The sequence below is a fragment of the Gemmobacter fulvus genome (genome assembly GCF_018798885.1).
GTDB lineage: Bacteria > Pseudomonadota > Alphaproteobacteria > Rhodobacterales > Rhodobacteraceae > Gemmobacter > Gemmobacter fulvus.
The window spans coordinates 2,953,464-2,975,094 of the sequence record NZ_CP076361.1; the positions used below are offsets into that span (position 1 = coordinate 2,953,464).

General features: G+C 63.9%; 23 protein-coding genes. 6 read left to right on the forward strand and 17 right to left on the reverse strand.

Translation table 11 applies throughout. The annotated features are described in order from the left end of the window. Positions 1 to 45: 45 nt before the first annotated feature. On the forward strand, positions 46 to 642 hold the full coding sequence (locus tag KM031_RS14320) for a transglycosylase SLT domain-containing protein (protein ID WP_215506760.1): 597 nt from the start codon (positions 46 to 48) through the stop codon (positions 640 to 642). Positions 643 to 660: 18 nt separating this feature from the next. Here KM031_RS14320 and KM031_RS14325 read toward each other — a convergent pair whose 3' ends face one another. The 7 genes from KM031_RS14325 to KM031_RS14355 form a co-directional block, all read right to left on the reverse strand. Next, entirely contained in the window at positions 661 to 1,323 is a 663-nt protein-coding gene (locus KM031_RS14325; RefSeq protein WP_215506758.1) for a sulfotransferase family 2 domain-containing protein, read from the reverse strand. A 151-nt stretch (positions 1,324 to 1,474) separates the two neighbouring features. Next, positions 1,475 to 2,422 (reverse strand): 2-hydroxyacid dehydrogenase, encoded by a 948-nt coding sequence (locus KM031_RS14330; protein ID WP_215506757.1) that lies wholly within the window; start codon positions 2,420 to 2,422, stop codon positions 1,475 to 1,477. Then, positions 2,422 to 2,757 carry a tRNA-binding protein gene (locus tag KM031_RS14335; RefSeq protein WP_215506756.1) on the reverse strand — a complete coding sequence of 112 codons (336 nt, stop codon included), beginning with the start codon at positions 2,755 to 2,757 and terminating at the stop codon, positions 2,422 to 2,424. The genes KM031_RS14330 and KM031_RS14335 overlap by 1 nt, the downstream gene beginning before the upstream one ends. Then, on the reverse strand, positions 2,754 to 3,566 hold the full coding sequence (gene proC, locus KM031_RS14340) for a pyrroline-5-carboxylate reductase (protein ID WP_215506754.1): 813 nt from the start codon (positions 3,564 to 3,566) through the stop codon (positions 2,754 to 2,756). The genes KM031_RS14335 and proC overlap by 4 nt, the downstream gene beginning before the upstream one ends. Positions 3,567 to 3,594: 28 nt before the next feature. Further along, positions 3,595 to 4,098: a type III secretion system chaperone family protein gene (locus KM031_RS14345; RefSeq protein ID WP_215506752.1), complete on the reverse strand. Its 504-nt coding sequence runs from the start codon at positions 4,096 to 4,098 to the stop codon at positions 3,595 to 3,597. Positions 4,099 to 4,709: 611 nt separating this feature from the next. Beyond that, the gene (locus KM031_RS14350; RefSeq protein ID WP_215506750.1) at positions 4,710 to 5,237 is read right to left on the reverse strand and encodes a hypothetical protein; all 528 of its coding nucleotides are present in this window, start codon (positions 5,235 to 5,237) and stop codon (positions 4,710 to 4,712) included. 95 nt (positions 5,238 to 5,332) lie between these two features. Next, positions 5,333 to 5,758, reverse strand: coding sequence for a GFA family protein (locus KM031_RS14355; RefSeq protein ID WP_215506748.1), 426 nt, complete (start codon positions 5,756 to 5,758; stop codon positions 5,333 to 5,335). 140 nt (positions 5,759 to 5,898) lie between these two features. On the opposite strand from KM031_RS14355, the gene KM031_RS14360 reads away from it, so the two are divergent. Continuing rightward, positions 5,899 to 7,088 (forward strand): IS3 family transposase gene (locus KM031_RS14360; protein WP_260691981.1). Its coding sequence is split into 2 segments (ribosomal slippage): positions 5,899 to 6,157 and positions 6,157 to 7,088, totalling 1,191 coding nucleotides; the frame shifts between segments, so codons are not numbered across the junction. 130 nt (positions 7,089 to 7,218) lie between these two features. Here the strand turns inward: KM031_RS14360 and KM031_RS14365 are convergent. From KM031_RS14365 to KM031_RS14375, 3 genes are all read right to left on the reverse strand, one after another. Beyond that, positions 7,219 to 7,617 carry a response regulator gene (locus KM031_RS14365; protein WP_215507365.1) on the reverse strand — a complete coding sequence of 133 codons (399 nt, stop codon included), beginning with the start codon at positions 7,615 to 7,617 and terminating at the stop codon, positions 7,219 to 7,221. Positions 7,618 to 7,681: 64 nt separating this feature from the next. After that, positions 7,682 to 8,728: a sensor histidine kinase gene (locus KM031_RS14370; protein WP_215507363.1), complete on the reverse strand. Its 1,047-nt coding sequence runs from the start codon at positions 8,726 to 8,728 to the stop codon at positions 7,682 to 7,684. A 218-nt stretch (positions 8,729 to 8,946) separates the two neighbouring features. After that, complete coding sequence (locus tag KM031_RS14375; protein WP_215507361.1) at positions 8,947 to 10,302, reverse strand: dicarboxylate/amino acid:cation symporter; 1,356 nt, start codon at positions 10,300 to 10,302, stop codon at positions 8,947 to 8,949. A gap of 354 nt (positions 10,303 to 10,656) precedes the next feature. Between KM031_RS14375 and KM031_RS14380 the strand changes: the two genes are divergently transcribed. Further along, positions 10,657 to 11,037, forward strand: a complete 381-nt coding sequence (locus tag KM031_RS14380; RefSeq protein ID WP_215507358.1) for a DUF4177 domain-containing protein — start codon at positions 10,657 to 10,659, stop codon at positions 11,035 to 11,037. A 14-nt stretch (positions 11,038 to 11,051) separates the two neighbouring features. On the opposite strand, the gene KM031_RS14385 is transcribed toward KM031_RS14380, so the two are convergent. The 4 genes from KM031_RS14385 to KM031_RS14400 form a co-directional block, all read right to left on the reverse strand. Continuing rightward, complete coding sequence (locus tag KM031_RS14385; RefSeq protein ID WP_215507356.1) at positions 11,052 to 12,161, reverse strand: pyridoxal phosphate-dependent aminotransferase; 1,110 nt, start codon at positions 12,159 to 12,161, stop codon at positions 11,052 to 11,054. A gap of 132 nt (positions 12,162 to 12,293) precedes the next feature. After that, the gene (locus KM031_RS14390) at positions 12,294 to 15,371 is read right to left on the reverse strand and encodes a valine--tRNA ligase (protein WP_215507375.1); all 3,078 of its coding nucleotides are present in this window, start codon (positions 15,369 to 15,371) and stop codon (positions 12,294 to 12,296) included. Positions 15,372 to 15,458: 87 nt separating this feature from the next. Further along, positions 15,459 to 16,214, reverse strand: coding sequence for a VOC family protein (locus KM031_RS14395; protein ID WP_215507354.1), 756 nt, complete (start codon positions 16,212 to 16,214; stop codon positions 15,459 to 15,461). Continuing rightward, on the reverse strand, positions 16,214 to 16,588 hold the full coding sequence (locus KM031_RS14400) for a DUF1428 domain-containing protein (RefSeq protein ID WP_215507352.1): 375 nt from the start codon (positions 16,586 to 16,588) through the stop codon (positions 16,214 to 16,216). Before KM031_RS14400 ends, KM031_RS14395 begins: the two co-directional genes overlap by 1 nt. A 47-nt stretch (positions 16,589 to 16,635) precedes the next feature. Between KM031_RS14400 and KM031_RS14405 the strand changes: the two genes are divergently transcribed. After that, positions 16,636 to 17,307, forward strand: coding sequence for a winged helix-turn-helix transcriptional regulator (locus KM031_RS14405; RefSeq protein ID WP_215507350.1), 672 nt, complete (start codon positions 16,636 to 16,638; stop codon positions 17,305 to 17,307). Positions 17,308 to 17,320: 13 nt separating this feature from the next. On the opposite strand, the gene KM031_RS14410 is transcribed toward KM031_RS14405, so the two are convergent. Next, positions 17,321 to 17,752 carry an Lrp/AsnC family transcriptional regulator gene (locus KM031_RS14410; protein WP_215507348.1) on the reverse strand — a complete coding sequence of 144 codons (432 nt, stop codon included), beginning with the start codon at positions 17,750 to 17,752 and terminating at the stop codon, positions 17,321 to 17,323. Between the two features lie 214 nt (positions 17,753 to 17,966). Here KM031_RS14410 and KM031_RS14415 point away from each other — a divergent pair, with 214 nt between their 5' ends. Beyond that, complete coding sequence (locus tag KM031_RS14415; protein ID WP_215507346.1) at positions 17,967 to 19,112, forward strand: type III PLP-dependent enzyme; 1,146 nt, start codon at positions 17,967 to 17,969, stop codon at positions 19,110 to 19,112. A gap of 146 nt (positions 19,113 to 19,258) precedes the next feature. After that, positions 19,259 to 20,332, forward strand: a complete 1,074-nt coding sequence (locus KM031_RS14420; RefSeq protein ID WP_371879017.1) for a T6SS phospholipase effector Tle1-like catalytic domain-containing protein — start codon at positions 19,259 to 19,261, stop codon at positions 20,330 to 20,332. Positions 20,333 to 20,335: 3 nt separating this feature from the next. On the opposite strand, the gene KM031_RS14425 is transcribed toward KM031_RS14420, so the two are convergent. Continuing rightward, positions 20,336 to 20,827: a PaaI family thioesterase gene (locus KM031_RS14425; RefSeq protein ID WP_215507344.1), complete on the reverse strand. Its 492-nt coding sequence runs from the start codon at positions 20,825 to 20,827 to the stop codon at positions 20,336 to 20,338. Between the two features lie 57 nt (positions 20,828 to 20,884). Beyond that, positions 20,885 to 21,613 carry a heparan-alpha-glucosaminide N-acetyltransferase gene (locus KM031_RS14430; protein WP_215507342.1) on the reverse strand — a complete coding sequence of 243 codons (729 nt, stop codon included), beginning with the start codon at positions 21,611 to 21,613 and terminating at the stop codon, positions 20,885 to 20,887. Positions 21,614 to 21,631 lie beyond the last annotated feature (18 nt).

Consider the following 21,631-nt stretch of genomic DNA (forward strand, 5'->3'; position numbering starts at 1 on the left):
AACCGGGCGTCGCGCATTGGACGCGTCGCTGCTACAGGGTCGCAGATGCGGGTAAAAGCCGGGATGATCGGGGTTGCATTGGCCCTCGCCGTGGCGGGGTGCACAACCGAAACAACCGATCTTGTCGGACGTGCCACGCCACCCTCGATGCGCTGGGACACCCGGCCCGAAGCCGCCGAATGGACCGTGAAAACCCTGATGGCCGTGGCCGAGGAAGATCAGGCGCTGGCCACCCGTGTGCCCGCCGACATCGCCCAATGGTGCCCCGGTTACGAAGAGGCGAGCCTGATGGAGCGCCGGGCCTTCTGGGTCGCGCTGATCTCGGCGGTCGGCAAGTATGAAAGCAGCTATAATCCCCGCGCGGCGGGCGGGGGCGGCAAATATATCGGCATCATGCAGATCTCGCCGCGCTCGGCTGCAAATTACGGCTGTGACGCGACCTCGCCCTCGGCGCTGAAGGATGGCACTGCCAATCTGGCCTGCGCGGTGGAGATGGTGGCGCATCATGTGGAGCGGGATGGCGTGGCGGTGGGCAATGGCCGTCAGGGCATCGGGCGCGACTGGATGCCGTTCCGCAAGGGCGAGAAACGGGCCGAGATGGCCAACTGGGTCAGCAAGCAGACCTATTGCCAGCCGGGCTGAACCAAGCCCCACGGGTGGTCAACGCCTGACATCATCAAAGCCATAGCCAAAACGCGCGATATCCTCGGCAAAGAGGCTGGCCACCATTGCGGCATCGGCATCGCTGTAATAGCCGCGCCAGTCGCGCAGGCGATCCGAGGCATTGACCTTCGCGAGCGGACCGGGGCGAAAGCCCAGATGGGCCGCGAAGGGGGCGATATCCTGGTCCAGATGTTCCAGCCGCAGATAGGCGCTGGCGCGCTCCACCCCATGACGGTCGCGCATATAGGCGGCGGCGGGCCAGAGGCTCAGCGCCGTTTGCGTTTCCGGATGATGCAGGAAGCTGTGGAAGTCCAGCGCCTGTGACAGGCCCACGGCGGGATGGCCAAACCGCTTGCCGCGCAGCCAGTGATAATAGCTGACCAGCCGGTCCCAAGGATTGCGCACCAGGGTGACGGTGAAAAAGCCCGCGATCTCGTCATCGCTGGCAAGACCGGCGATATCCGCCAGGGTGGAATGTTTCCACAGCCGCCCTGCCGCTTGCATCCCTGCCAGCCGCCCCTTGCGCGCCCGCGCCTTCGGGGTATCGCCGATCAGGATATCGTCCTTCATCGCCCGCGCCTCCAGCGCCAGAGTGAGGGACGTGCCGCCGGTCTTGGGGATATGGACAAAGATGTAGCGGCGGCCGCGCGACAGGATCATGGCCGGAGCGGGGCGGCGGCGCCGCCCTCGGGGCCATCGAGGCCCCTCGGGCGGCATTGCCATGCGCGGCGGCGCGCGGTCTCGGTCATCTTGGACGGGGCCGCTGCGGCGATGGGGGAGGTGAGTATTTGGGCAAAATGCAAGCCCATGGTCAGGGCACGGCATTTGGCAGGGGTTTGCCCTCGGCATAAGCCAGCAGATTGTCAAGCGCCATCAGGCCCATGGCCGTGCGCACCTCCAGTGCGGCGGTGCCCAGATGCGGCAGCAGCGTGACGTTTTCCAGGTCGGTCAGCGCTTTTGGTACGCGCGGTTCGAATTCATAGACATCGAGCCCGGCCCCGGCGAGCCTGCCCTGTTGCAGGGCGGCGATCAGCGCGGCTTCGTCCACCACATCGCCGCGCGCGATATTGATCAGGATGGCATGGGGCTGCATCAGGGCCAGCGCCTCGGTATTGATCAGATGGCGGGTTGCCGGGCCACCCGGCACGGCGACGACCACCACATCTGCCGCCATGGCCTGTGCCAGCGGCACTTGGGTGGCGGGCAGGCCCGGATCAAGGGCAGAGCGGTTGTGAAACACCACCTCCATTCCGAAGCCGTAATGGCAGCGCCGCGCGATGGCCTGACCGATCCGACCCATGCCGATCAGCCCCAGCCGCTTGCCGCTGACATGCAGGCCGAGCATCTGCGCCGGGTGCCAGCCCTGCCAGCCGCCTGAACGCACCAGCCGTTCGCCTTCGCCCGCGCGGCGCGCGGTCATCAGTATCAGCGTCAGCGCGATATCTGCCGTCGCATCGGTGACGGCCCCCGGCGTATTGGTCACGGCGATGCCGGCGGCACGGGCGGCGGTGGCGTCGATATGGTTGTAGCCCACGCCGAAATTCGCCAGCAGGCGCGCGCGCGGCGCGGGCACATCGGCAAAGACTGCCGCCGTATAGAGATCGCCCAGCGTCGGCAGCACCAGATCGAAATCGCGCAGCGAGGCGCGCAGTTCGGCCTCGGTCAGCGGGGCGGTGCTGTCGCGCAGCACCACATCGAACCGGGCCCTGGCCGCCTGCACCACGGCATCGGGCAGGGGCCGGGTGATCAGCAGCCGCATCAGAACAGCCTCCCGCCCTCGGGCACCGCATGGCCCGGCCCGATCAGCACGACCTCGCCCGCCGCATCCGGCACGCCCAGCACCAGTACTTCGGACAAGACCTTGCCAATCTGGCGCGGCGGGAAGTTGACCACGGCCAGCACCTGCCGACCGATCAGGCCCTCGGGGGTGTAATGGGCGGTGATCTGCGCCGAGGAGCGTTTTTCGCCAAGCTCGCCGCCGAAATCAACCCAGAGCTTGTAGGCCGGTTTGCGCGCCTCGGGGAAGGGTTCGGCCCGGGTGATGCGGCCGACGCGGATATCGACCTTGGCGAAATCATCGTAAGAGATGCTCACTTGCCCAGCTCCCGTCCGCGATCCGCCGCCGCCTTGACCGCACGGCGCAGCAGCGGGGGAAAGCCGGTTTCGGCATCCATCAGCACGGCCAGCGCCGCGGCCGTCGTGCCGCCGGGGGAGGTGACGTTGATGCGCAGTTGCGCCGCCGCCTCGGGCGCCCTATGCGCCAGTTCCCCGGCGCCGGTGACGGTGGCGCGGGCGAGTTGCATCGCCAGCGGCGCAGGCAGGCCTTCCGCCTCGCCCGCCGCTGCCAGCGCCTCGATCAGGTGGAACACATAGGCCGGGCCCGAGCCGGACACTGCCGTGACCGCATCCATCTGATGTTCACCCTCCAGCCGCACCACCTGACCCACAGCACGCAGCAGCGCCTCGGCCAGACGCAGATCCGACTCGCTGGCCTTGGCATTGCCGCAAATGGCGCTGATGCCACGCCCGACCGCTGCCGGGGTGTTGGGCATCGCCCGGATGATCGGTGTGGCCGCGCCGAACGTCGCCTCGAAACTGGCGATCGTGGTGCCTGCGGCGATCGACAGGAACAGTGTCTTGCCGCCGCCCAGCGCCACCACCTGTGGCAGTGCCGCCCCCATCATCTGCGGCTTGACTGCCAGCAGCACGATGGCCGGCGCGGTGGGCAGATCCACATTCAGATGCACGCCGGTGCCGCGTAGCCAGTCTGAGGGAGAGGGTTCGATCACCCAGACAGCACCAGGCTTCACCCCTTGGGCCAGCCAGCCTTCCAGCATCGCCGAGCCCATCTTGCCACAGCCCAGCAGCACCAGCCCGCGGTCGTTCACCGTATCCAATGTCATGCCTATCCCCTGTTGGTCCGCAGGGAGGTTAGGCGCGCCCGTAGGCCTCTGCAATGGCAACCTTCATCGAGTCGGCCGGAGAGTGTTCGCCCCAGCTGACCAGCTGAAATGCCGGGTAATAGCGTTCGCAGGAGGTGATGGCCGATGAGATCATGTGGTTCAGCTGCTCGGCCCCGGCATATTGCCCGCCCGCCAGCGACAGGCCATATCGCCAGACCATCAGCTTCTGCTCGGCCCAATAGGTGAAGCCGCCGGTCCAGACCTGATCATTGCAGCGGTTCAGCACATCGAAAAGCTCGGGCAGGCGATGTTCGGGCGGCTCCATCTCGAAGGTGCAGATCAGGCGCAGGGTTTCATCCTGCGGCGACCACGCCAGCGTGACCGAATAGGTGCGCCACAGCCCCTCGACCGCCATGGCGATCTGATTTTCCGTGACCCGGTCAAACTCCCACTGATGATCCGCGGCCAGCGTTTCCACGAGGTCGATAGGGTGCAGATCGTCTCCGATCAGGAAATCTTCAGCAAGCGACATGGCCCGGCCTCTTCATAAGGCCTCTGAGGGAAAGTTACCCACAAGAGGCTGGGGTTCGGGCAACCTACAGCGGAAGCCCGTTCGCCCCCTTACTAGATATGGTGTGGCCAAAGCGGAAGCCTGTAAAGGAAATTCTGCGCAAATCTTCTGTGCATAAGTGTGTGGGTGTAGCTGTTGTAGCGTGACATCAAAACCTGCAGAGTTTGACAGCAGAACCTGCAGCAGAACGATTTTCCGAAAACAGTGATCCTCAGAGGGCTTAGGGCAGGGTGCTACCCTTCGCACGGCCCGCGCCTGGCGGCCAGCAGCTCGCCGTGGTTACCCACAGGAATCTGCGCGGGAGGGGCGGAAGGCGTTTAAATCGGATGTATCGGGTGCGCGTTAAACGCGTCTTGAAGGGGTGGTGAAGGCGTTCTTGGCATGTTCGGCCCTCTTCTGCCATTCAGCTCCTTCAAGGTGCTAATCCGTAGCGGTCATTCATCCTTGCCGCAGCGAATGCGGCGGGGCAGTGTCGGCGATGCGGACAAAGTGAGCTATCGCTGCAGGCACTCGAACAGCCGCTTTTCGAAACTGTTGTCCTAATCCAGAGCAATCGTCGGATTTGTTTTGGGCTATTCGCAATTTGCTTTGAGAGAGCGTTGCATTGTCCGAAGTTGTTTGCGGACGCGATTTTGCTGGGGCAATCGTTCGATTGCCTGCATGTTGTTCGTCCCATTGTACCAAGAATCGAACAACAAAGATTTCACGTCCTCATCCAGGACAGCATCCGCAACGCGGTAAGTGCAAAGACAATCGCTCTGCGACAACCCACCACCACGCGCCTCGGAGATCATCTTCTTGCATATTTGGTTCCCGGATGGGGCGGCCACAGCCGGAACTCCCGTCATTGAGAAGAGAGCGCACACTGGTATGATAAGTGCGAAGATGGATTTCATGGATTGGCCTTCAACGAAGTCTGATTGATGGATTTTTTCCATTGCAATTGGAACGATTGCAAGCGGAAAGCCGCTATTGGCGCATTGCGCGGCATCTGACAGTATGGGCTCGGAGCGGTCATGCGGCGTCGCGGCAAGCTCTTCTTGAGGCCCGCGCCACCGTATTGACCCGGTCGGCCCTCTTCTGCCATTCAGCTCCTTCAAGGTGCTACTCCGTAGCGGTCATTCATCCTTGCCGCAGCGAATGCGGCAGGGCAGTGTCGGCTATGCGGGACGAAGCTGCCGGTCGCCGCTTGCAACTATTCAGCAGGACTGAACCGCAGAAACTCTGCAACTTTAGGGCCACCAGTGGCATCAGAAGGATGAGAAATACCGTCCATCACCAGCACTTCATGGAAATCGAATGGGCTAACGCCATCAATACACGCGACGTTGACACCAAACTGGCTTGGGTTGGAGCGGCGTTGGTGATGCGTGTAGATCCCGCAGTTCTTGCAAAAATAATGCTTCGCCGTTCCAGTATTAAATTGATAAAGCGTTAAATTATCTTCACCTTCAACGAACGCTATATCTGAGAGTTGTGCAGAAACGGCGATGGCTCCCCGCATCCGGCAGTAAGAACATGAACACCTCCGAACTGTATTGAACTCGTCCGTTAGGCGAACCTTGAATCGCACGGAACCGCAATGGCACGCCGCGCGGTGCTCTTGTCGTAGATTGTTCATCGACGGTCTCCTCCTTGCATAGCGGCAAGACTAAATGCCGCCCCCGACAACCTCAATGACCGTAAAGGGCTCCGAGTGACGTTTCCCCCTCCGCCTAATCCAGTTTGAGGTAGACTCTGGCCCAACTGAAAGGACCAGAGATGAAGCGCAGCAGGTTCACCGAAGATCAGATCATCGGCATTCTGAAGGAGCACGAGGCCGTGATTTCCGTCGCCGATCTGTGCCGCAAGCATGGCGTCAGTGATGCGACGGTCTACAAGTGGAAAGCCAAGTATGGCGGTATGGATGTGATCGAGGCCAAGCGGCTGAAGGGTCTCGAGGACGAAAACGCCCGGCTGAAGCGGTTGCTGGCGGATGCGATGCTCGACAATGCCGCGCTGAAGGATCTCCTGGGAAAAAAGTGGTGACGCCCGCCGCAAAGCGACAAGCGGTCGCGCATCTGGTGGCAGATCACGGGATGAGCGAGCGGCGGGCGTGTCGGGTGATCGGTTGTTGCCGGATGACCATGCGCTACGAGGCGATCCGTCAGGATGACCCGGTGCTGCGTGAGCGGCTGAAAGAACTGGCGCGGGTGCGCCGCCGGTTCGGCTATCGGCGGCTGCATGTGTTCTTGCGGCGCGAGGGGCATGAGGTGAACCACAAGCGTCTGTTCCGCATCTACCGCGAGGAGCGGCTGCACGTGCGTCGCCGCGGTGGGCGCAAGCGGGCGATAGGGACGCGAGCCCCAATGACGCTGCCGCTGATGCCGAACCAGCGCTGGTCGCTCGACCTCGTCTCCGACCAACTGACCGACGGCCGCCGCTTCCGCGTGCTGACCGTTGTGGATGACTGCACGCGGGAGTGCCTTGCCCTGATCGCCGACACGTCTTTATCTGGCGCAAGGGTAGCGCGGGAGTTGGCGACCCTGTTCGAGGCCCGCGGCAAGCCGATCACGGTGGTCAGCGACAACGGGACCGAGTTTACGTCGAACGCCATCCTGACCTTCGCTGACAACCGCAAGATCGACTGGCACTACATCGCGCCCGGCAAGCCGACCCAGAACGCCTTCATCGAGAGCTTCAACGGTCGCCTGAGAGACGAGCTTTTGAACGAGACCCTGTTCCCGTCCCTGAACCACGCCCGCGCCATGCTCGCCGTCTGGCGCAAGGACTACAACACCGAACGCCCGCATTCACGCCTTGGCTGGCAGACGCCTGCCGAGTTCGCCCAAACCTTCACCCCGCAACGGGGCCAGACGCTGCGCAACCCGCAAAGCTCCGCGCCAGCCCCCGTTGCCCAACCCGACCAAAACAGCCAAACTCAAACTCGGAGTCTCGCTCACGCTGGATAAAAGTCGGGGGCAACGTCAGTGTCCACCGCCGTCAGGGTGATCGCGCCGCCGTGCGGGATAACTCTATGCTTGCTCAGATCCGCAAACTGGGCGGTGGTCCAGATCCAAAGGCGCGGCTTGTGCGGATGGGTCAGCCGGGCTGACTTGGAGGTTGCGGCGTGGTTTCTGACAGCATCTGGGCCATCATGTCTGCGATCGCATGATCGCTATAGGGTTTTGCGAAGAAGCGGCTTCCCTCGGGCAGGCTGCTTTCTTCGAGAATGTTCATACCCGACGCCAGCATGATCCGCACCGGGGGCCAGCGGTCACGGATGTAATGCGACAGTCTGATCCCGTCCATGTTGCCCGGCATCTGGACATCGGTAAACACCAGATCAATGTCAGCGCGCGACTCCAGAAGCCGGATCGCTTCGTCGGCGTTCCGTGCCTCAAGCGCCTCATATCCGGCTGAACGCACCAGTTCGATGGCGCCCAGACGGATGATCGGGCTGTCTTCGATGATCAGGACGACTGTCTTGCCGTTGTTCATATCTCACGCGTATCCGGGGTCAGAGGTATCCGCCCCGCATCGGAACGGCAGGGAGGTGGCCAGGTCAGGCGGCCGGGGCCAGATCGGCGTCGCGCCCGGTGTCGGCCCTGTGGCGGATGGTGACGGATGTGCCGGGCGCGGCATCGCTCACCTCGATTTCGGCCAGAAGGTTTTTGGCGAGCGCCTCCACAATGCCGGTGCCCAGCCCGGCCTTGGGCGCATCGCGCCCGGTGGGTAGGCCAATGCCGTCATCACGCACAGACAGGGTCCAGTCGCTGCCATCCGAATGATAGTCGATCGTGATCGTGCCGCTGGGCTGATCCGGGAAGGCATGTTTGAGGGCGTTGATCACCAGTTCCGTGACGATGAGCCCGAGGCTCACCGAGACATCGGCCTCCACCACGCTGTCATCGACCGCCACCGTGATGCAGAGCCGGTCCTTGTCTGCGATCATCGAGGCGCCAAGGCTGTCGCAGAGTTGCTGCAGATAGGCGCGCAGTGCCACCGTGCCCCCTTCCGAAGCCGCCAGCTGCTTTTGCACGGCGGCGATGGACATGACCCGGTGATGGGCGTTGTGCAGATGACCGCGCGCTTCATCCGATTGCACCCGGCGCGCGCTCTGCATCAGCACGCTCGCAATGATCTGCAAGCTGTTGGCGACGCGGTGCTGAACCTCTTGCAGCAGAATGGCTTTTTCGCGCACCAGATCGTCCTTGTGCCGCGCCTCGGCCCGCGCCTCGGTGACATCGGTGATCGCCAGCAGAAGCCGGATGTTGTCGATCTGACCATCGGCCAGGATCTGCGCATTCACGACGAGTAGCCGGGTTTTCTGATTGGGGCGCTTGAGGTCGATTTCATAGGCCTCGACCAAGGCGCTGCCCGAGGCGGTGGCGTTGAGCAGCGAGGCAAGTCTGGGCATCGCCCATTCGCCGCCGCCAAGCGCGCCAAGATGTTTTCCGGCAATTGTCAGCGGGTCGATGTCAAAGGCGCGGCAGAATGACGTGCTGGCAGCAATGATCTTCAGATCTGCCGACAGGAACAGAAGCGGTTCGTTGGACAAGGCGACCACGGCAAGCGTGCTTGCGGCCTCGGCAATAGCGGGTTTTGGCATGAAATGGCCCTCAGGGGCCGAAAACTTGCGAAGCAAGCCATCACTCGGCAGGAGCGCAGTCGGGCGGGAGCCTTCATACGGGCGCTCTGAGGTATCCTACCACGCCCACGCGCTGTTGACCCCATACTTAATGTCGCAGGCTTTGACGGTGTGCCGCGCAGGGGCAGAGTGGAGGCCGACGCCCCCTCGGAGGAAGGGGCGTCGGATCTGTGGTGTGGTCAGTCGGCGGCCAGCACATCATCCTTGAAGGCGGGCGGCAGATCGGGCTGCGTGCTGGGGTGGGCCAGATCGCGCGGGTGGCCGTTCAGCGCGGCCTGCAGCGCCTCCATGTCCAGCTCGTTTTCCCAGCGGGCCACCACCAGCGTCGCCACGGCATTGCCGATGAAATTGGTCAGCGCGCGCACCTCGGACATGAAGCGATCCACGCCAAGGATCAGCGCCATGCCCGCCACCGGCACCGTCGGCACCACCGACAGCGTGGCGGCCAGCGTGATGAACCCGGCTCCGGTGATGCCCGCCGCCCCTTTGGAAGACAGCATCGCCACGGCGAGCAGCAGGATTTCCTGCCCCAGCGTCAGCTCGGTATTGGTGGCCTGTGCGATGAACAGTGCCGCCATGGTCATGTAGATATTGGTGCCATCCAGATTGAAGCTGTAGCCCGTCGGCACCACCAGTCCCACGACCGAGCGGGAGGCCCCGGCGCGTTCCATCTTTTGCAAGAGCGATGGCAGAGCCGCTTCGGAGGACGAGGTGCCCAGCACCAGCAGCAGTTCCTCTTTCAGATAGCGGATCAGCTTGAACACCGAAAAGCCGTTATACCGCGCCACCGCACCAAGGATCACCGCCACGAACAGAAAGGCGGTCAGATAAAAACACAACACAAGGAAGGCGAGGTTGACGACCGATTCAATGCCGTATTTGCCGATGGTGAAGGCCATTGCGCCAAAGGCACCGACCGGGGCAGCCTTCATCAGAATCGCCACCAGTTTGAAGATCGGATAGGTCAGCCCCTGCATGAAGTCGAGGATCGGCTGGCCGCGCTCGCCCGTGGTGGCCAGCGCTATGCCGAACAGCACCGAGATGAACAGCACCTGCAGGATGTCGCCTTCGGCAAAGGCCCCGACCAGCGTTTTCGGGATGATGTTGATCAGGAAGCCGACAATCGTGCTGTCATGCGCCTTGGCCGCGTAATCGGCCACTGCCGCGCTGTCCAGCGTCGCCGGGTCGATGTTCATGCCGGAGCCGGGCTGCACCACATTGGCGACGACCAGACCCACCACCAGCGCAAGCGTGGAGAAGGTGAGGAAATAGAGCATGGCCTTGCCCGCCACACGGCCGACCTTCTTCATGTCGCTCATCCCGGCGATGCCGGTGGCCACGGTCAGAAAGATCACCGGGGCGATGATCATCTTCACCAGCCGCACGAAAGCATCGCCCAGCGGTTTCAGCGAGGCGCCGAGATCGGGATAAAAATGGCCCAGCGCGATGCCGAGGATGATGGCGGTCAGCACCTGCACGTAAAGATGCGCGTAAAACGGCTTTGGCCCGCTGGGGGCTGGCGTGTCGATAATCATTGGGGCTCCTCCCTCGAAGATACCCACAGTTGGCGCGGGTTTCTGTGGGCTACAGCGATGCGTCTTCACGCAACAGTTGTGGCTTTCCGCATGGGGGTGGGGTGGAAAGCGCCTGAAAATTTGTGAAAATGCCAAGGGTCCGGCAGGCTTCTGCCGATTGCGGGCGCTGCGGCAGGGCACGCGGAAACGTGCGTTGCGCTTTGGCGGGGGGGCTTTTATCACGCGTGAAAGCGCCCGAAAGCCTGTGCCCGAAATGCCGCGCGTCTTGCGCACCTGCGCAAACTGGCGGTTCCATTTCGTGAAGTGCCGCTAGACTGCGCCTGAAACAGATGGCCGATTCGCCCGGAGATCCCGATGCTGCACTATGAATACAAGGTTGTTCCCGCCCCCAAACGTGGCGAGAAGCAGCGCGGGCTGAAAACGACAGAGGATCGTTTTGCCCACACGCTCACCCAGCTGATGAACACGCTGGGCAGCGAGGGCTGGGAATATCTGCGGGCCGAGGCGCTGCCCTGTGAAGAGCGGGTGGGGTTCACCGGCAAATCGACCAGCTATCAGAACCTGCTGATCTTCCGCCGCGCGCTGATCGCGGCACCGGCTGAGGTGGCACCTCAGGCCGCCGCCCCGGTGGCAGCAGCCGCAGACCCCGCAGCGCCCCGCCTTGGCGCGGCGCAGACCGAGCCGGGGGCGGCCCCCGCCGTTGGCCCGGTGCGCCCGGAACTGGCGGCCGAGTGATCGCGGGCCGCTGATCAGCCGCGCGCGGCTGCCAGCGCCTCTGGCAGGGCTGCGGCAAAGGCCGCGCAGGCTGCCGCATCGCCACAGCTGACCCGGATGCAGCGGTCATGCGGCGCCACGAAGGGCATCCGCACAAAGATGCCACGCGCCACCAGCCCGGTCAGCACGGCCCGTGCAAAGGCACCATCGCCGCCACAATCCACGGTCAGGAAATTGGTGGCCGAGGGCAGGGGGCGCAGACCGTTTGCCGTGGCAATCGCGGCCAGACTGGCCCGCGCCTCGGCCACGCGGGCGCGCACCTGTGCAAGCCACGCCTGATCCTGCAAGGCCGCCAAGGCCCCGGCCTGCGCAATCCGCCCCATGCCGAAATGATTGCGCACCTTGTTGAAGGCCGAAATCAGGCCGGGAGCGGCAATGGCATAGCCGACGCGCAGCCCGGCCATGCCATAGCCCTTTGAAAAGGTGCGAAAGCGGATCACGCGCGGATCATCGGCGTCGATCTGCACCGCCGTGCCCTCGGGTGCCAGGTCGATATAGGCCTCGTCCAGCACCAGCAGCGTGCCTTGCGGCAGGCGGTCGATCATCGCGGCGAGAGTGGTCGCCGGGTGATGCGAGCCCATCGGATTGTCGGGATTGGCAAGATAGACCAGCTTGGCCTGCACCTCGGCGGCGCGGGCCAGCAGCGCATCAGGCGATTCAAGATCACCGGCATAGGGCACCTTGTGCAAGGCGCCACCAAAGCCCGTCACGTGAAAGTTGAAGGTCGGATAAGCGCCGTCCGAGGTGACCACCGGATCCCCCGGCCCGATCAGCAGGCGCACCAGATAACCCAGCAACCCGTCAATGCCTTCGCCCACCACGATATTGTCGGGGCGCACGCCATGATGCGCGGCCAGCGCCTGCCGCAGATCGTGGTTTTCGGGGTCGCCATACATCCAGACTTCGCGCGCGGCCCGTTCCATCGCCGTGATGGCCTGCGGCGAGGGGCCGAACAGGCTTTCATTCGCGCCGAGCCGCGCGGTGAAGGGACGGCCAAGGCTGCGTTCCTGCGTTTCCGGCCCGACGAAGGGCACAGAGGCGGGCAGCGCGGCGGCGAGCGGGGTATAGCGGGGTGCGTCGGTCATGGCCGCATATCAGCGCGAAGTGCAGCAAAAGAAAAGGGGGCAGTCTGCCCCCTCTTGGCCTTTGGCCAATTCACCCCCGAGGATAGTTTTGCCAAGATGAAAGCGGCAAAGCGGGGGCCTGGTCTTGGTGCGTCAGCCGATTTCAGCGAGGCGGGTCAGGGCGGCGGTGAGTTTGCCGGCCTCGTCCTGTCGCGCCTCCAGATTGGCGCGGGCCTCGTCGACCACACCTTCCTTGGCGCTTTCGATGAATTTCGGATTGTCGAGGCGGCTTTGCAGTCCCGCGATTTCCTTGCCGAGTTTCTCCAGCGCTTTGGCGAGGCGGGACTTTTCGGCCGCGATGTCGATGATGCCCTCCAGCGGGATGGCATAGCTTGCGCCCTCTGCCGCGATGGTGATCGCGCCTTTCGGGGCGCTGGCGGCATCGGTCAGGCTTTCAATCCTGGCCAGGCGTTTGATCAGCGTCTCGTTCCGGCTCCAGGCGGTGCGGGCAGCCGGGTCGGCGGCGGTGCAGAGCATGTCGAGCTTGAGCCCGACCGGCACATGCATCTGGGCGCGGGCCGAGCGGATGTCGTCGATCAGGGTGGTGACCCAGGTCATCTCGCGGTCGGCGGCCGGGTCGATCAGCGATGTGCCGTATTCGGGCCAATCGGTATGCACCAGCAGTTTGGCGCGGCTGCCGGTGGTGGACCACAGCTCTTCGGTGACGAAGGGCATGATCGGATGCAGCAGGATCATGCTCTGATCCAGCACCCAGGCCATGGTCTTGCGCGTCTCGTCGGCCTGATCGCCATCGAACAGCGGTTTGGCAAATTCGACATACCAGTCGCAGACCTTGCCCCAGACAAAGACATAAAGCGCATTCGCGGCCTGATCGAAGCGGTAATCGGCCAGCGCGGCATTCACATCGGCCAGCGCCTTGGCGGTTTCGCCGATGATCCAGCGGTTGGCGGTTGCGGTGGCCTGCGGCGCTTCGGTCTGGGTGGCATGGCCGTCCCAGACGCCGTTCATTTCGGCAAAGCGGCAGGCGTTCCACAGCTTGGTGCCGAAGTTGCGGTAACCGGCGATGCGTTGCGTGTCGAGTTTCAGCACGCCGCCCAGCGAGGCCATGGCCGCATTGGCAAAGCGCAGCGCATCGGCGCCATATTCGTCGATCAGTTCCAGCGGATCGACGACATTGCCCAGCGATTTGGACATTTTCTTGCCTTTGGCGTCGCGCACGAGGCCATGCAGATAGACGGTGTGGAAGGGGATATCCTCCACCACGGCCAACTGCATCATCATCATGCGCGCGACCCAGAAGAACAGGATGTCCTGGCCGGTGACCAGCACCGAGGTCGGGAAATAGCGTTGCAGTTCCGCGGTCTGTTCCGGCCAGCCCAGCGTGCCGATCGGCCAGAGACCGGAGGAGAACCAGGTGTCGAGCACATCTTCGTCGCGCCAGATCGGATAGACCAGATGGGTGGGATCCTGGGTCAGGTTGTAATCGGCGAGCGATTTCGCCAGCATCTCTACCGCGTCGGCGCGGGTCTCCACGCTGACAATCCGGGCATGGTTCAGCGGTGCGGGCAGGGCGGCCAGCGCATCCTTGAAGCGTTCGCTCACGGCTTCGACATCGGCGGCACAGTGATAGATCGGGTCGGCAAGGCCAAAGGTGCCCTCGGCCAGCAGGCGGAACAGCTCTGTTTCGTCCAGCGCATTGTCGCCTTCGTCATCGGTGAAGCCGGTCGGCCAGATGTTCAGCCCATACCACACCGGGATCTGGTGTCCCCACCAGAGCTGGCGCGAGATGCACCAGGGTTCGATGTTTTCCAGCCAGTGATAATAGGTTTTCTCGCCCGATTCCGGCATGATCCTGACGGTGCCGCTGCGCACGGCCTCCAGTGCCGGGCCGACGATCTTGGCGGTATCGACGAACCACTGATCGGTCAGCATCGGTTCGATCACGACCTTGGAGCGGTCTCCGAACGGCTGCATGATCGGTTTGGAGTCGACTACCGGCACCTTGCGCAGATGTTCGGAGCCGGTTTCCGGGTCGATGGATTTCTCCAGCGTGGTCACCGCAAGGCCGATGGCATTGATGTCGGCGATGACCTGTTTGCGGGCCTCGAACCGGTCCAGCCCGCGATATTTTTCGGGCACCAGATTGAGGCTGTCCACCTCGGCCTCGGTGGTGGGCGAGCCGGCGGCGATTTCGCGGGCGCGGGCCACGGCCTCGGCATAGGGCGCTCCATCGGCCCGCATCTGGGCGCGGGTGTCCATGAGGCGGTAGCAGGGCAGGCCTGCGCGTTTGGCCACCTGGTAGTCGTTGAAATCATGCGCCCCGGTGATCTTGACCGCGCCCGAGCCGAAAGTGGGGTCTGGGTACTCATCGGTAATGATCGGGATCAGGCGGTCACAGAGCGGCAGATGCACCATCTTGCCGACAATCGGCGCATAACGCGCATCTGAAGGATGCACGGCAACCGCGCCGTCGCCCAGCATGGTTTCCGGCCGCGTGGTGGCGATGGAGATGTAATCGCGCATCTCGCGCAGCGTCACCGCGCCATCGGCATCCTTTTCGACATATTCATAGGTTTCGCCCCCGGCGAGGCGATATTTGAAATGCCACATATGGCCCGCGACTTCGAGGTTTTCGACCTCGAGATCGGAGATGGCGGTTTCAAAATGCGGATCCCAGTTGACCAGCCGCTTGCCGCGATAGATCAGCCCCTTGGCATACATGTCGACAAAGACCTTGAGCACCGCTTCGGGGAAATTGCCCGACATGGTAAAGGCTTCGCGGTCCCAGTCGCAGGTGGCGCCAAGACGTTTGAGCTGGTTGATGATGGTGCCGCCGGATTTGTCTTTCCATTCCCAGACCTTGTCCAGAAATGCCTCGCGGCCCATGTCGCGGCGCGAGGGCTGTTGCGTCCGGGCCAGTTCGCGTTCCACCACCATCTGCGTGGCGATGCCTGCGTGATCGGTGCCGGGCTGCCACAGCGTGTCAAAGCCGCGCATCCGGTGCCAGCGTATCAGGATGTCCTGCAGGGTGTTGTTGAAGGCATGGCCCATATGCAGGCTGCCCGTCACATTCGGCGGCGGGATCATGATGGAAAACGCCTCGGCGCCCGGTCGGGCATTTGCCCCGGCACGCCCGACCTTCTGGTCCAGCCATTGCGCGGTAATGCGGGCCTCGGCCTCGGCGGCGTTGAAGGTCTTTTCCATCGGCATCATGCTTCCCCGTCTTGAACGGCCGATGTGTAGCCAAAGCACGCGGCAAGGGGAAGGCTTTCGCGTGCTTTGGCGGGGGTTTTGGGCTTAGGCCGGGCCGACCACGGCAAAATGCGCGCCTTGCGGGTCACGGGCCATGGCAATGAAGGCCCCGCCCGGCACCTCTTGCGGGCCATGCAGCACCGTGCCGCCCTTTTCGGTGATGGTGGCAATGGCGCGGGCAATGCTGTCTGTGCCGAAATAGGGCAGCCAATAGGGGGGCATGTCGGGCATCGGCGATTTCATCATGCCGCCAATATCGGCCCCGGCCTGCCGGAACAGCTGATAGATGCCGATCTCGGGCATGGGCATGGCGGTCGAGGCCTGCCAGCCGAACAGACCGGCATAGAAGGCAAGCCCTGCCTCGGGATCGGTTGTCGCCAGTTCGTGCCAATTGCCATGGCCGGTTTTCTGCTGGTCAAACGCGCTGCCCATATCGCCGTTCAGCGGTTGCAGGATGCCGAAGGCCGCCCCCTGCGGATCCGCCAGAATCGCGAAACGCCCGGTATCGGGAATATCTCCGGCCGGTTGCAGCACCGCACCGCCCGCCGCTTCGGTGGCGGCAACGGTGGCATCGGCATTGGTGGAGGCGAAATAGATCAGCCAGTTCGGCGGCACGCCTGCAAACGGCTCCATCATCCCCGCCACCATGGCCTCACCTTGCGAGGCCAGATGGTAGGTGAACCCCTCCATGCCCGCATCGCGCATCGTCCAGCCCAGCAGCGCGCCATAGAACTCTGCCGCGCCGACCAGATCCGGCGTGGACAGCTCATACCAGACCGGGTTGCCGTGTTCTGTGGCCATCATGCGGCTCCTTCGGTGGTGTCGACGCTGAAGATCGGGGTGAAGCCGCCATAGATCATGCGTTTGCCGTCAAAGGGCATGGCGCCCATGCTTTCGGCAAAATCGGGATCATTCATCATCGCGGCCATGGCGGCATCGCGCGTGGCCTTGTCGGGCCAGATGATCCAGCTGAACACCACCGTTTCGCCCGGCTGCGCATCCACTGCACGGCGGAAATCGGTCAGCTTGCCATCGGGCACATCATCGCCCCAGGCCTCCATGGTCGACAGCGCGCCATAAGACTGAAATTTCGGCCACCAGCTTTTGGCATAGGCGGCATATCCGTCGCGGGTGTCGCTGGGAACGGGAACAACAAATCCGTCAATATAGGGCATTTTGGGCCTCCGCACTGGTTGATGCGGCAAGGGTGCCCGTGTAGGTTATGAAAAGCAACCATAAGTTAGGAATAATAACCATATTGGCGCGCACCGGCTATCAGGAAGGCTGCATCGCGGCCCATGCGCTGGATCTGATCGGGGATCGCTGGGCGCTTCTGGTGGTGCGTGAGCTGATGCTCGGGCCGCGCCGGTTCGGGGCCCTGCGCGCCGGGTTGCCGGGGCTCAGCGCCAATGTGCTGACCCAAAGGCTGGGTGATCTGGAGGCGGCGGCGCTGCTGACGCGCAGGCTCTTGCCCGATCCGGCGCGGGTGCAGGTCTATGCGCTGACCGAGGCCGGGTTGGCGCTGTGGCCAGTGCTGCGCGCGCTGTGCCTGTGGGGGGCGCGGCAGCCGGGCCATGATCCGACGCTGTTTATCAGCTCGACCGCGCTCATGCTGTCGATGCGGGCGATGTGCGCGCGCGACCGGGCCGCAGCGCATCTGGTCGAGATGCGGCTGGGCGACGATCTGTTCACCATCCGCACCGCGCCGGGGCAGTTTGTGGTGGTCCGGGGCGCGGCAGAGGCCGGGGCGCTGCGGTTTTCCGGCGGCACCAATGCCATGGCGGCGGCGGTCTATGGCCCGTCACCCCTGCGCGACACGGCGCGCGGGTTGATCGGGTTCGAGGGCGATCTGGCAGAGGGGCAGGCCTTCATCGACCTGTTCGCCCTGCGCTGATCGCCGCGCCCGATCAGACCGCCCGGTCGAACTTGGTGCTGAGATGGATCAGGCTTTCCGAGCTGACGACCCCGGTTAGCGCGCCGATCTGATCCAGCACCTGATCCAGCACCTGCGTGTTCGGTGCTGCAATCTGCAACAGCAGATCATAGCGGCCCGAGGTGGTGAACACCTTCTCGATCTCGGCGATCGACTTCAGCCGGGTCAGAATCGCTGCCTGCGCGCGCGGTTCGATCGTCAGCAGCACCGAGGCGCGCAATCGTCCTTGACGCGCCCCTTCGCCCAGCTTCAGGGTGTATCCGGCTATCACGCCGGTGGTCTCCAGCCGCTCCAGCCGCGCCTGCACGGTGGAGCGCGCGACCTTCATCCGCCGCGCCAGAGTGGCCACCGACATGCGCGCATCGGCCCCCAGCAGCCCCAATATGTTGCGATCCAGTTCATCCATACAATTTGCCTGCCTTTTTCGTCATTCTGTCATCTCTACACTATATTTTTGTAGTTTTCATCGGTGAAGATGTGCCCCATATGCGCATTCCACGTTTTCAGGAAAAGGGCGGCTCATACGCACCTGGCCTGGTTGTAATGACCGCGCAGGTGCCGAACCCCCGTTTTGCGGGCAGGGGTCGCTTGCGTCTTGTTGGCAGAGAAGGAACACGCCGATGGGACTTTCCAAAACGATCTGGACCAATCCGTCCGAATTCATCCGCACCGTGCGCCCGGAAAATCCGGTACTGTTCTTTTCGCCTGCGGTGTTGCAGGCGGCGGCGCGGCGGTTCATCGACGGTTTCCCCGGCATGGTCACCTATGCGGTGAAAACCAACCCCTCCGACGTGGTGATCGAAAACCTGTCGGCGGCGGGGGTGCGCGGCTTTGACGTGGCCAGCCCGAACGAGATGCGCCTGATCCGCCGCATCGCGCCGGATGCTGCCATGCACTACAACAACCCGGTCCGTGCACGCGCCGAGATTGCCGTGGCGGTGGAACTGGGTGTGAAATCCTATTCCGTCGATTCGGCCTCGGAACTTGCCAAGCTGATCGAAATGGTGCCCGCCGAGAATTGCGAAATCTCGGTGCGTTTCAAGCTGCCGGTGGCCGGTGCGGCCTATAACTTTGGCGCGAAATTCGGCGCGACGGTCGAACTGTCGGCCGAGCTGCTGAAAACCGTGGCCGAGGCCGGGTTCATCCCCTCGCTCACCTTCCACCCCGGCACGCAATGCACCGATCCGGCCGCCTGGGATGCCTATATCCGCGCGGCTGCCGAAATCACCCAATTGGCAGGCGTGACGATTGCCCGGCTGAACGTCGGCGGCGGCTTCCCGAACCACCGCCTGCATGGCGTGGTGCCGCAGATCGAAGAAACCTTCGCGCTGATCGACCGCGTGGCGACCGAAGCCTTTGGCGACCAGCGCCCGCTGCTGGTCTGCGAGCCGGGCCGGGCGCTGTGTGGGGATGCCTTCACGCATATCGCCAAGGTCAAGGCGGTGCGCGACGATCTGCACATCTTCCTGAATGACGGCGTGTATGGCGCGCTGGCCGAATTGCCGCTGGTCGGCGTGATCGACCGGATCGAGGTGGTCGATGGTCTGGGCACAAAGCGCAATGGCGAGCTGTCCTCGCGCATCGTGTTCGGCCCGACCTGTGATTCGGTGGACCGTCTGCCGGGGGAACTGATGCTGGCCGAGGATATTGCCGAAGGCGATTATCTGGTGATCCATGGCATGGGCGCCTATTCGGTGGCCACCAACACCCGGTTCAACGGCTTTGGCGAACTGACCATTGCCACGGTGCTCTCGCTGAAAGTCTGAGCACGCCTTTGTGCGGATCGAACGCCCGGCTGGACTTGTTCCGCCGGGCGTTTACCATTCATGCCCAAGGATCAAGGGCATGGGGGTGCAGATGGCAGGGCAGGCGGTGACTGGGGCTGTGCCGCCCCCACGGCAGGAGCGTTACCCTGCGCCTGTTTGATCGCCTCAGCCAGTGGTTGCGCCGCCGCCCGGTGGTCAAGACCGACCCCGCCGATGCCCCGCCGCCCGGGCGGGTACGGGGCGCGGTGGATCATATCGTGGTGCTGGATGGCACGCTGGCCTCCTTGCAGCCGGGGCATGAAAGCAATGCGGGGCGCGCGTTCCAATTGCTGCGCGAAACCCATCCGGGCAGCCCGCGCCGCAGCCTCTATTACGAGCCGGGCCTGCAATGGGAGGGCTGGCACAATACGATGGATGTGATGCAGGGGCGCGGCATCAACCGCCAGATCCGCCGCGCCTATGGCTATCTCGCCAGCCACTACCGCGCGGGCGACCGCATCTATCTGCTAGGCTATTCGCGCGGGGCCTATGCGGTGCGCAGTCTGGCGGGGGTGATCGACCGGGTGGGCCTGCTGCGCCATGATGCGGCGACCGAACGCAATGTGCGTCTGGCCTACCGCCATTACGAGCGTGATCCTGACAGCCGGGTGGCCCGGGTGTTCGCGCGGGAATTCTGCCATCTGGAAGCGCCGATCCAGATGATCGGCGTCTGGGATACCGTCAAGGCGCTGGGCCTGCGCCTGCCGCTGTTGTGGATGCTGACCGAAGGCCGACACGCCTTTCACAACCATCATCTCGGCAGTTCGATCCGGCACGGTTTTCAGGCGCTGGCCCTGCATGAAACGCGCGAGGTGTTCGACCCGGTGCTGTGGGATTGCCCGCCGGGATGGGAGGGCAATGTGGAGCAGGTCTGGTTCCGGGGCGCGCATGGCGATGTGGGTGGCCAGTTGGGCGCGTTCGAGGCCGCGCGCCCGCTGGCAAATATTCCGCTGGTCTGGATGCTGGAGCGGGCAGAGGCCTGTGGCCTTGCGCTGCCCCCGGGCTGGCGGACGCGCTTTCCCTGCGATGCGCAGGCGCCGATGGTCGGCACATGGCGCGGCTGGGGGGCGGCGTTCCTGCTGCGCAAGGCGCGCATCATCGGGCGTGACCGCTCCGAACGGCTGCACCCGACCGCCCTGGCCTCGGCGCCGAGGCGGGGTAGTTTCTGGCCCGGAGGCTGAGGTTCAGCCCTCACCCATGATGATGCAGGTGGTGCTGCCGGTGGCATAGACACGGCCATCCGCGCGGCCCCGTATCGTGGCATGGGCCACGGCGGTAGAGCGTCCGGCATGATCGAGCAGCCCCTCTGCCTCGATCTCCATGCCAAGGGGCAGGGCGCGGGTGATGTTCACCTTGTATTCCAGCGTGGTATACCAGCGGCCCTGCGGCACGGCGGTCATTACCGTGCAGCCAAGCGCGGTATCCAGAACCGTGCCATACCATCCGCCGTGCACCGCCCCGAACGGGTTGGTATGGCCGAAATCCGCCGCGCCGGTCAGCGTTACGCGCCCCGGCGCCACGTGGGTCAGACGATAGCCCATCAGCCCGGCAATGGTGGGATGTGGGATCTGCCCGGCCAGCATGGCCTGCATGAATTCAAGACCTGACATTGCCAGCAGCTGCGTACGGCTTGGCAGGTCGGCGGGGGATCGGGCAATCAGCACAGGGTCGCTCATGCCTCTTTGTGGCAAGGGCGTCGCCGACTGTCGAGAGGGGATCTGGTCAACGCCACGTCACAGGCCCCGCAGGCTGACCCAGAGCCAGACCAGCCCCATCAGCACCGGCTGGTGCAGCAGATAGATCGCCAGACTGTGCCGCCCCGGCCAGCACAGCGTCCGCAGCAGCCGGTTGCGCGGGGCCGGGCGGGCGGCCAGACGCGGCCAGACCGGGTGCAGCGCCTTGGCCACGCCAAGGCCCAGCAGGAACGGCCCGAACCACGGCACCAGCGGTTCAAAATCCACCGAAGGTGTCGGCACCGTGTGCAGGCCCAGCCAGCGCAGAGCGGGGGTATTGAGCTGCACCAACTCTGGCAGCCAATAAGACGCAGCCATCACCGCCGCCCCCGACGCACAGATCACCAGCCACGGCAGGCGCAGAAACAGCAGGCCCAGCAGGCTGGCCGCCGCGATGCAATGCAGGATACCGAAAAATACGAACCAGTCGGGCATGGCGATATAGGTGGCAACCGTTACCAGAGCCGCCGCCCCCAGGATCCGCGCCAGCCGCGCCGCAAAGGCGTGCCAGCGGATGCCCTGCCCATGGCCCAGCCACAGCGCCAGCCCGGCCAGAAATAGAAAACTGCCCGCCACGATCCGCGCATGCCAGTAGAACACGCCGCTGGTCGAGGTGCCGGGCGGCACCAGCCCGAAAAATTGCAGATCAAACACCAGATGAAAGGCGGCCATGCCCAACAGCGCGAGGCTGCGGGCCATGTCGATCTGCCAGATGCGTCCGTGTGTCATGTTGCCGCCCTTGCCGTT

Coding starts and splice junctions, on each gene's coding strand:
- proC (WP_215506754.1), bottom strand. CDS start 3,566: ATGACATTGGATACGGTGAACGACCGCGGGCTGGTGCTGCTGGGCTGT.
- KM031_RS14400 (WP_215507352.1), bottom strand. CDS start 16,588: ATGCCCTATATTGACGGATTTGTTGTTCCCGTTCCCAGCGACACCCGC.
- KM031_RS14425 (WP_215507344.1), bottom strand. CDS start 20,827: ATGAGCGACCCTGTGCTGATTGCCCGATCCCCCGCCGACCTGCCAAGC.
- KM031_RS14370 (WP_215507363.1), bottom strand. CDS start 8,728: ATGCCAAAACCCGCTATTGCCGAGGCCGCAAGCACGCTTGCCGTGGTC.
- KM031_RS14325 (WP_215506758.1), bottom strand. CDS start 1,323: ATGATCCTGTCGCGCGGCCGCCGCTACATCTTTGTCCATATCCCCAAG.
- KM031_RS14410 (WP_215507348.1), bottom strand. CDS start 17,752: ATGGATGAACTGGATCGCAACATATTGGGGCTGCTGGGGGCCGATGCG.
- KM031_RS14365 (WP_215507365.1), bottom strand. CDS start 7,617: ATGAACAACGGCAAGACAGTCGTCCTGATCATCGAAGACAGCCCGATC.
- KM031_RS14320 (WP_215506760.1), top strand. CDS start 46: ATGCGGGTAAAAGCCGGGATGATCGGGGTTGCATTGGCCCTCGCCGTG.
- KM031_RS14415 (WP_215507346.1), top strand. CDS start 17,967: ATGGGACTTTCCAAAACGATCTGGACCAATCCGTCCGAATTCATCCGC.
- KM031_RS14385 (WP_215507356.1), bottom strand. CDS start 12,161: ATGACCGACGCACCCCGCTATACCCCGCTCGCCGCCGCGCTGCCCGCC.
- KM031_RS14375 (WP_215507361.1), bottom strand. CDS start 10,302: ATGATTATCGACACGCCAGCCCCCAGCGGGCCAAAGCCGTTTTACGCG.
- KM031_RS14330 (WP_215506757.1), bottom strand. CDS start 2,422: ATGCGGCTGCTGATCACCCGGCCCCTGCCCGATGCCGTGGTGCAGGCG.
- KM031_RS14390 (WP_215507375.1), bottom strand. CDS start 15,371: ATGCCGATGGAAAAGACCTTCAACGCCGCCGAGGCCGAGGCCCGCATT.
- KM031_RS14395 (WP_215507354.1), bottom strand. CDS start 16,214: ATGGCCACAGAACACGGCAACCCGGTCTGGTATGAGCTGTCCACGCCG.
- KM031_RS14430 (WP_215507342.1), bottom strand. CDS start 21,613: ATGACACACGGACGCATCTGGCAGATCGACATGGCCCGCAGCCTCGCG.
- KM031_RS14345 (WP_215506752.1), bottom strand. CDS start 4,098: ATGTCGCTTGCTGAAGATTTCCTGATCGGAGACGATCTGCACCCTATC.
- KM031_RS14405 (WP_215507350.1), top strand. CDS start 16,636: ATGAAAAGCAACCATAAGTTAGGAATAATAACCATATTGGCGCGCACC.
- KM031_RS14355 (WP_215506748.1), bottom strand. CDS start 5,758: ATGAACAATCTACGACAAGAGCACCGCGCGGCGTGCCATTGCGGTTCC.
- KM031_RS14380 (WP_215507358.1), top strand. CDS start 10,657: ATGCTGCACTATGAATACAAGGTTGTTCCCGCCCCCAAACGTGGCGAG.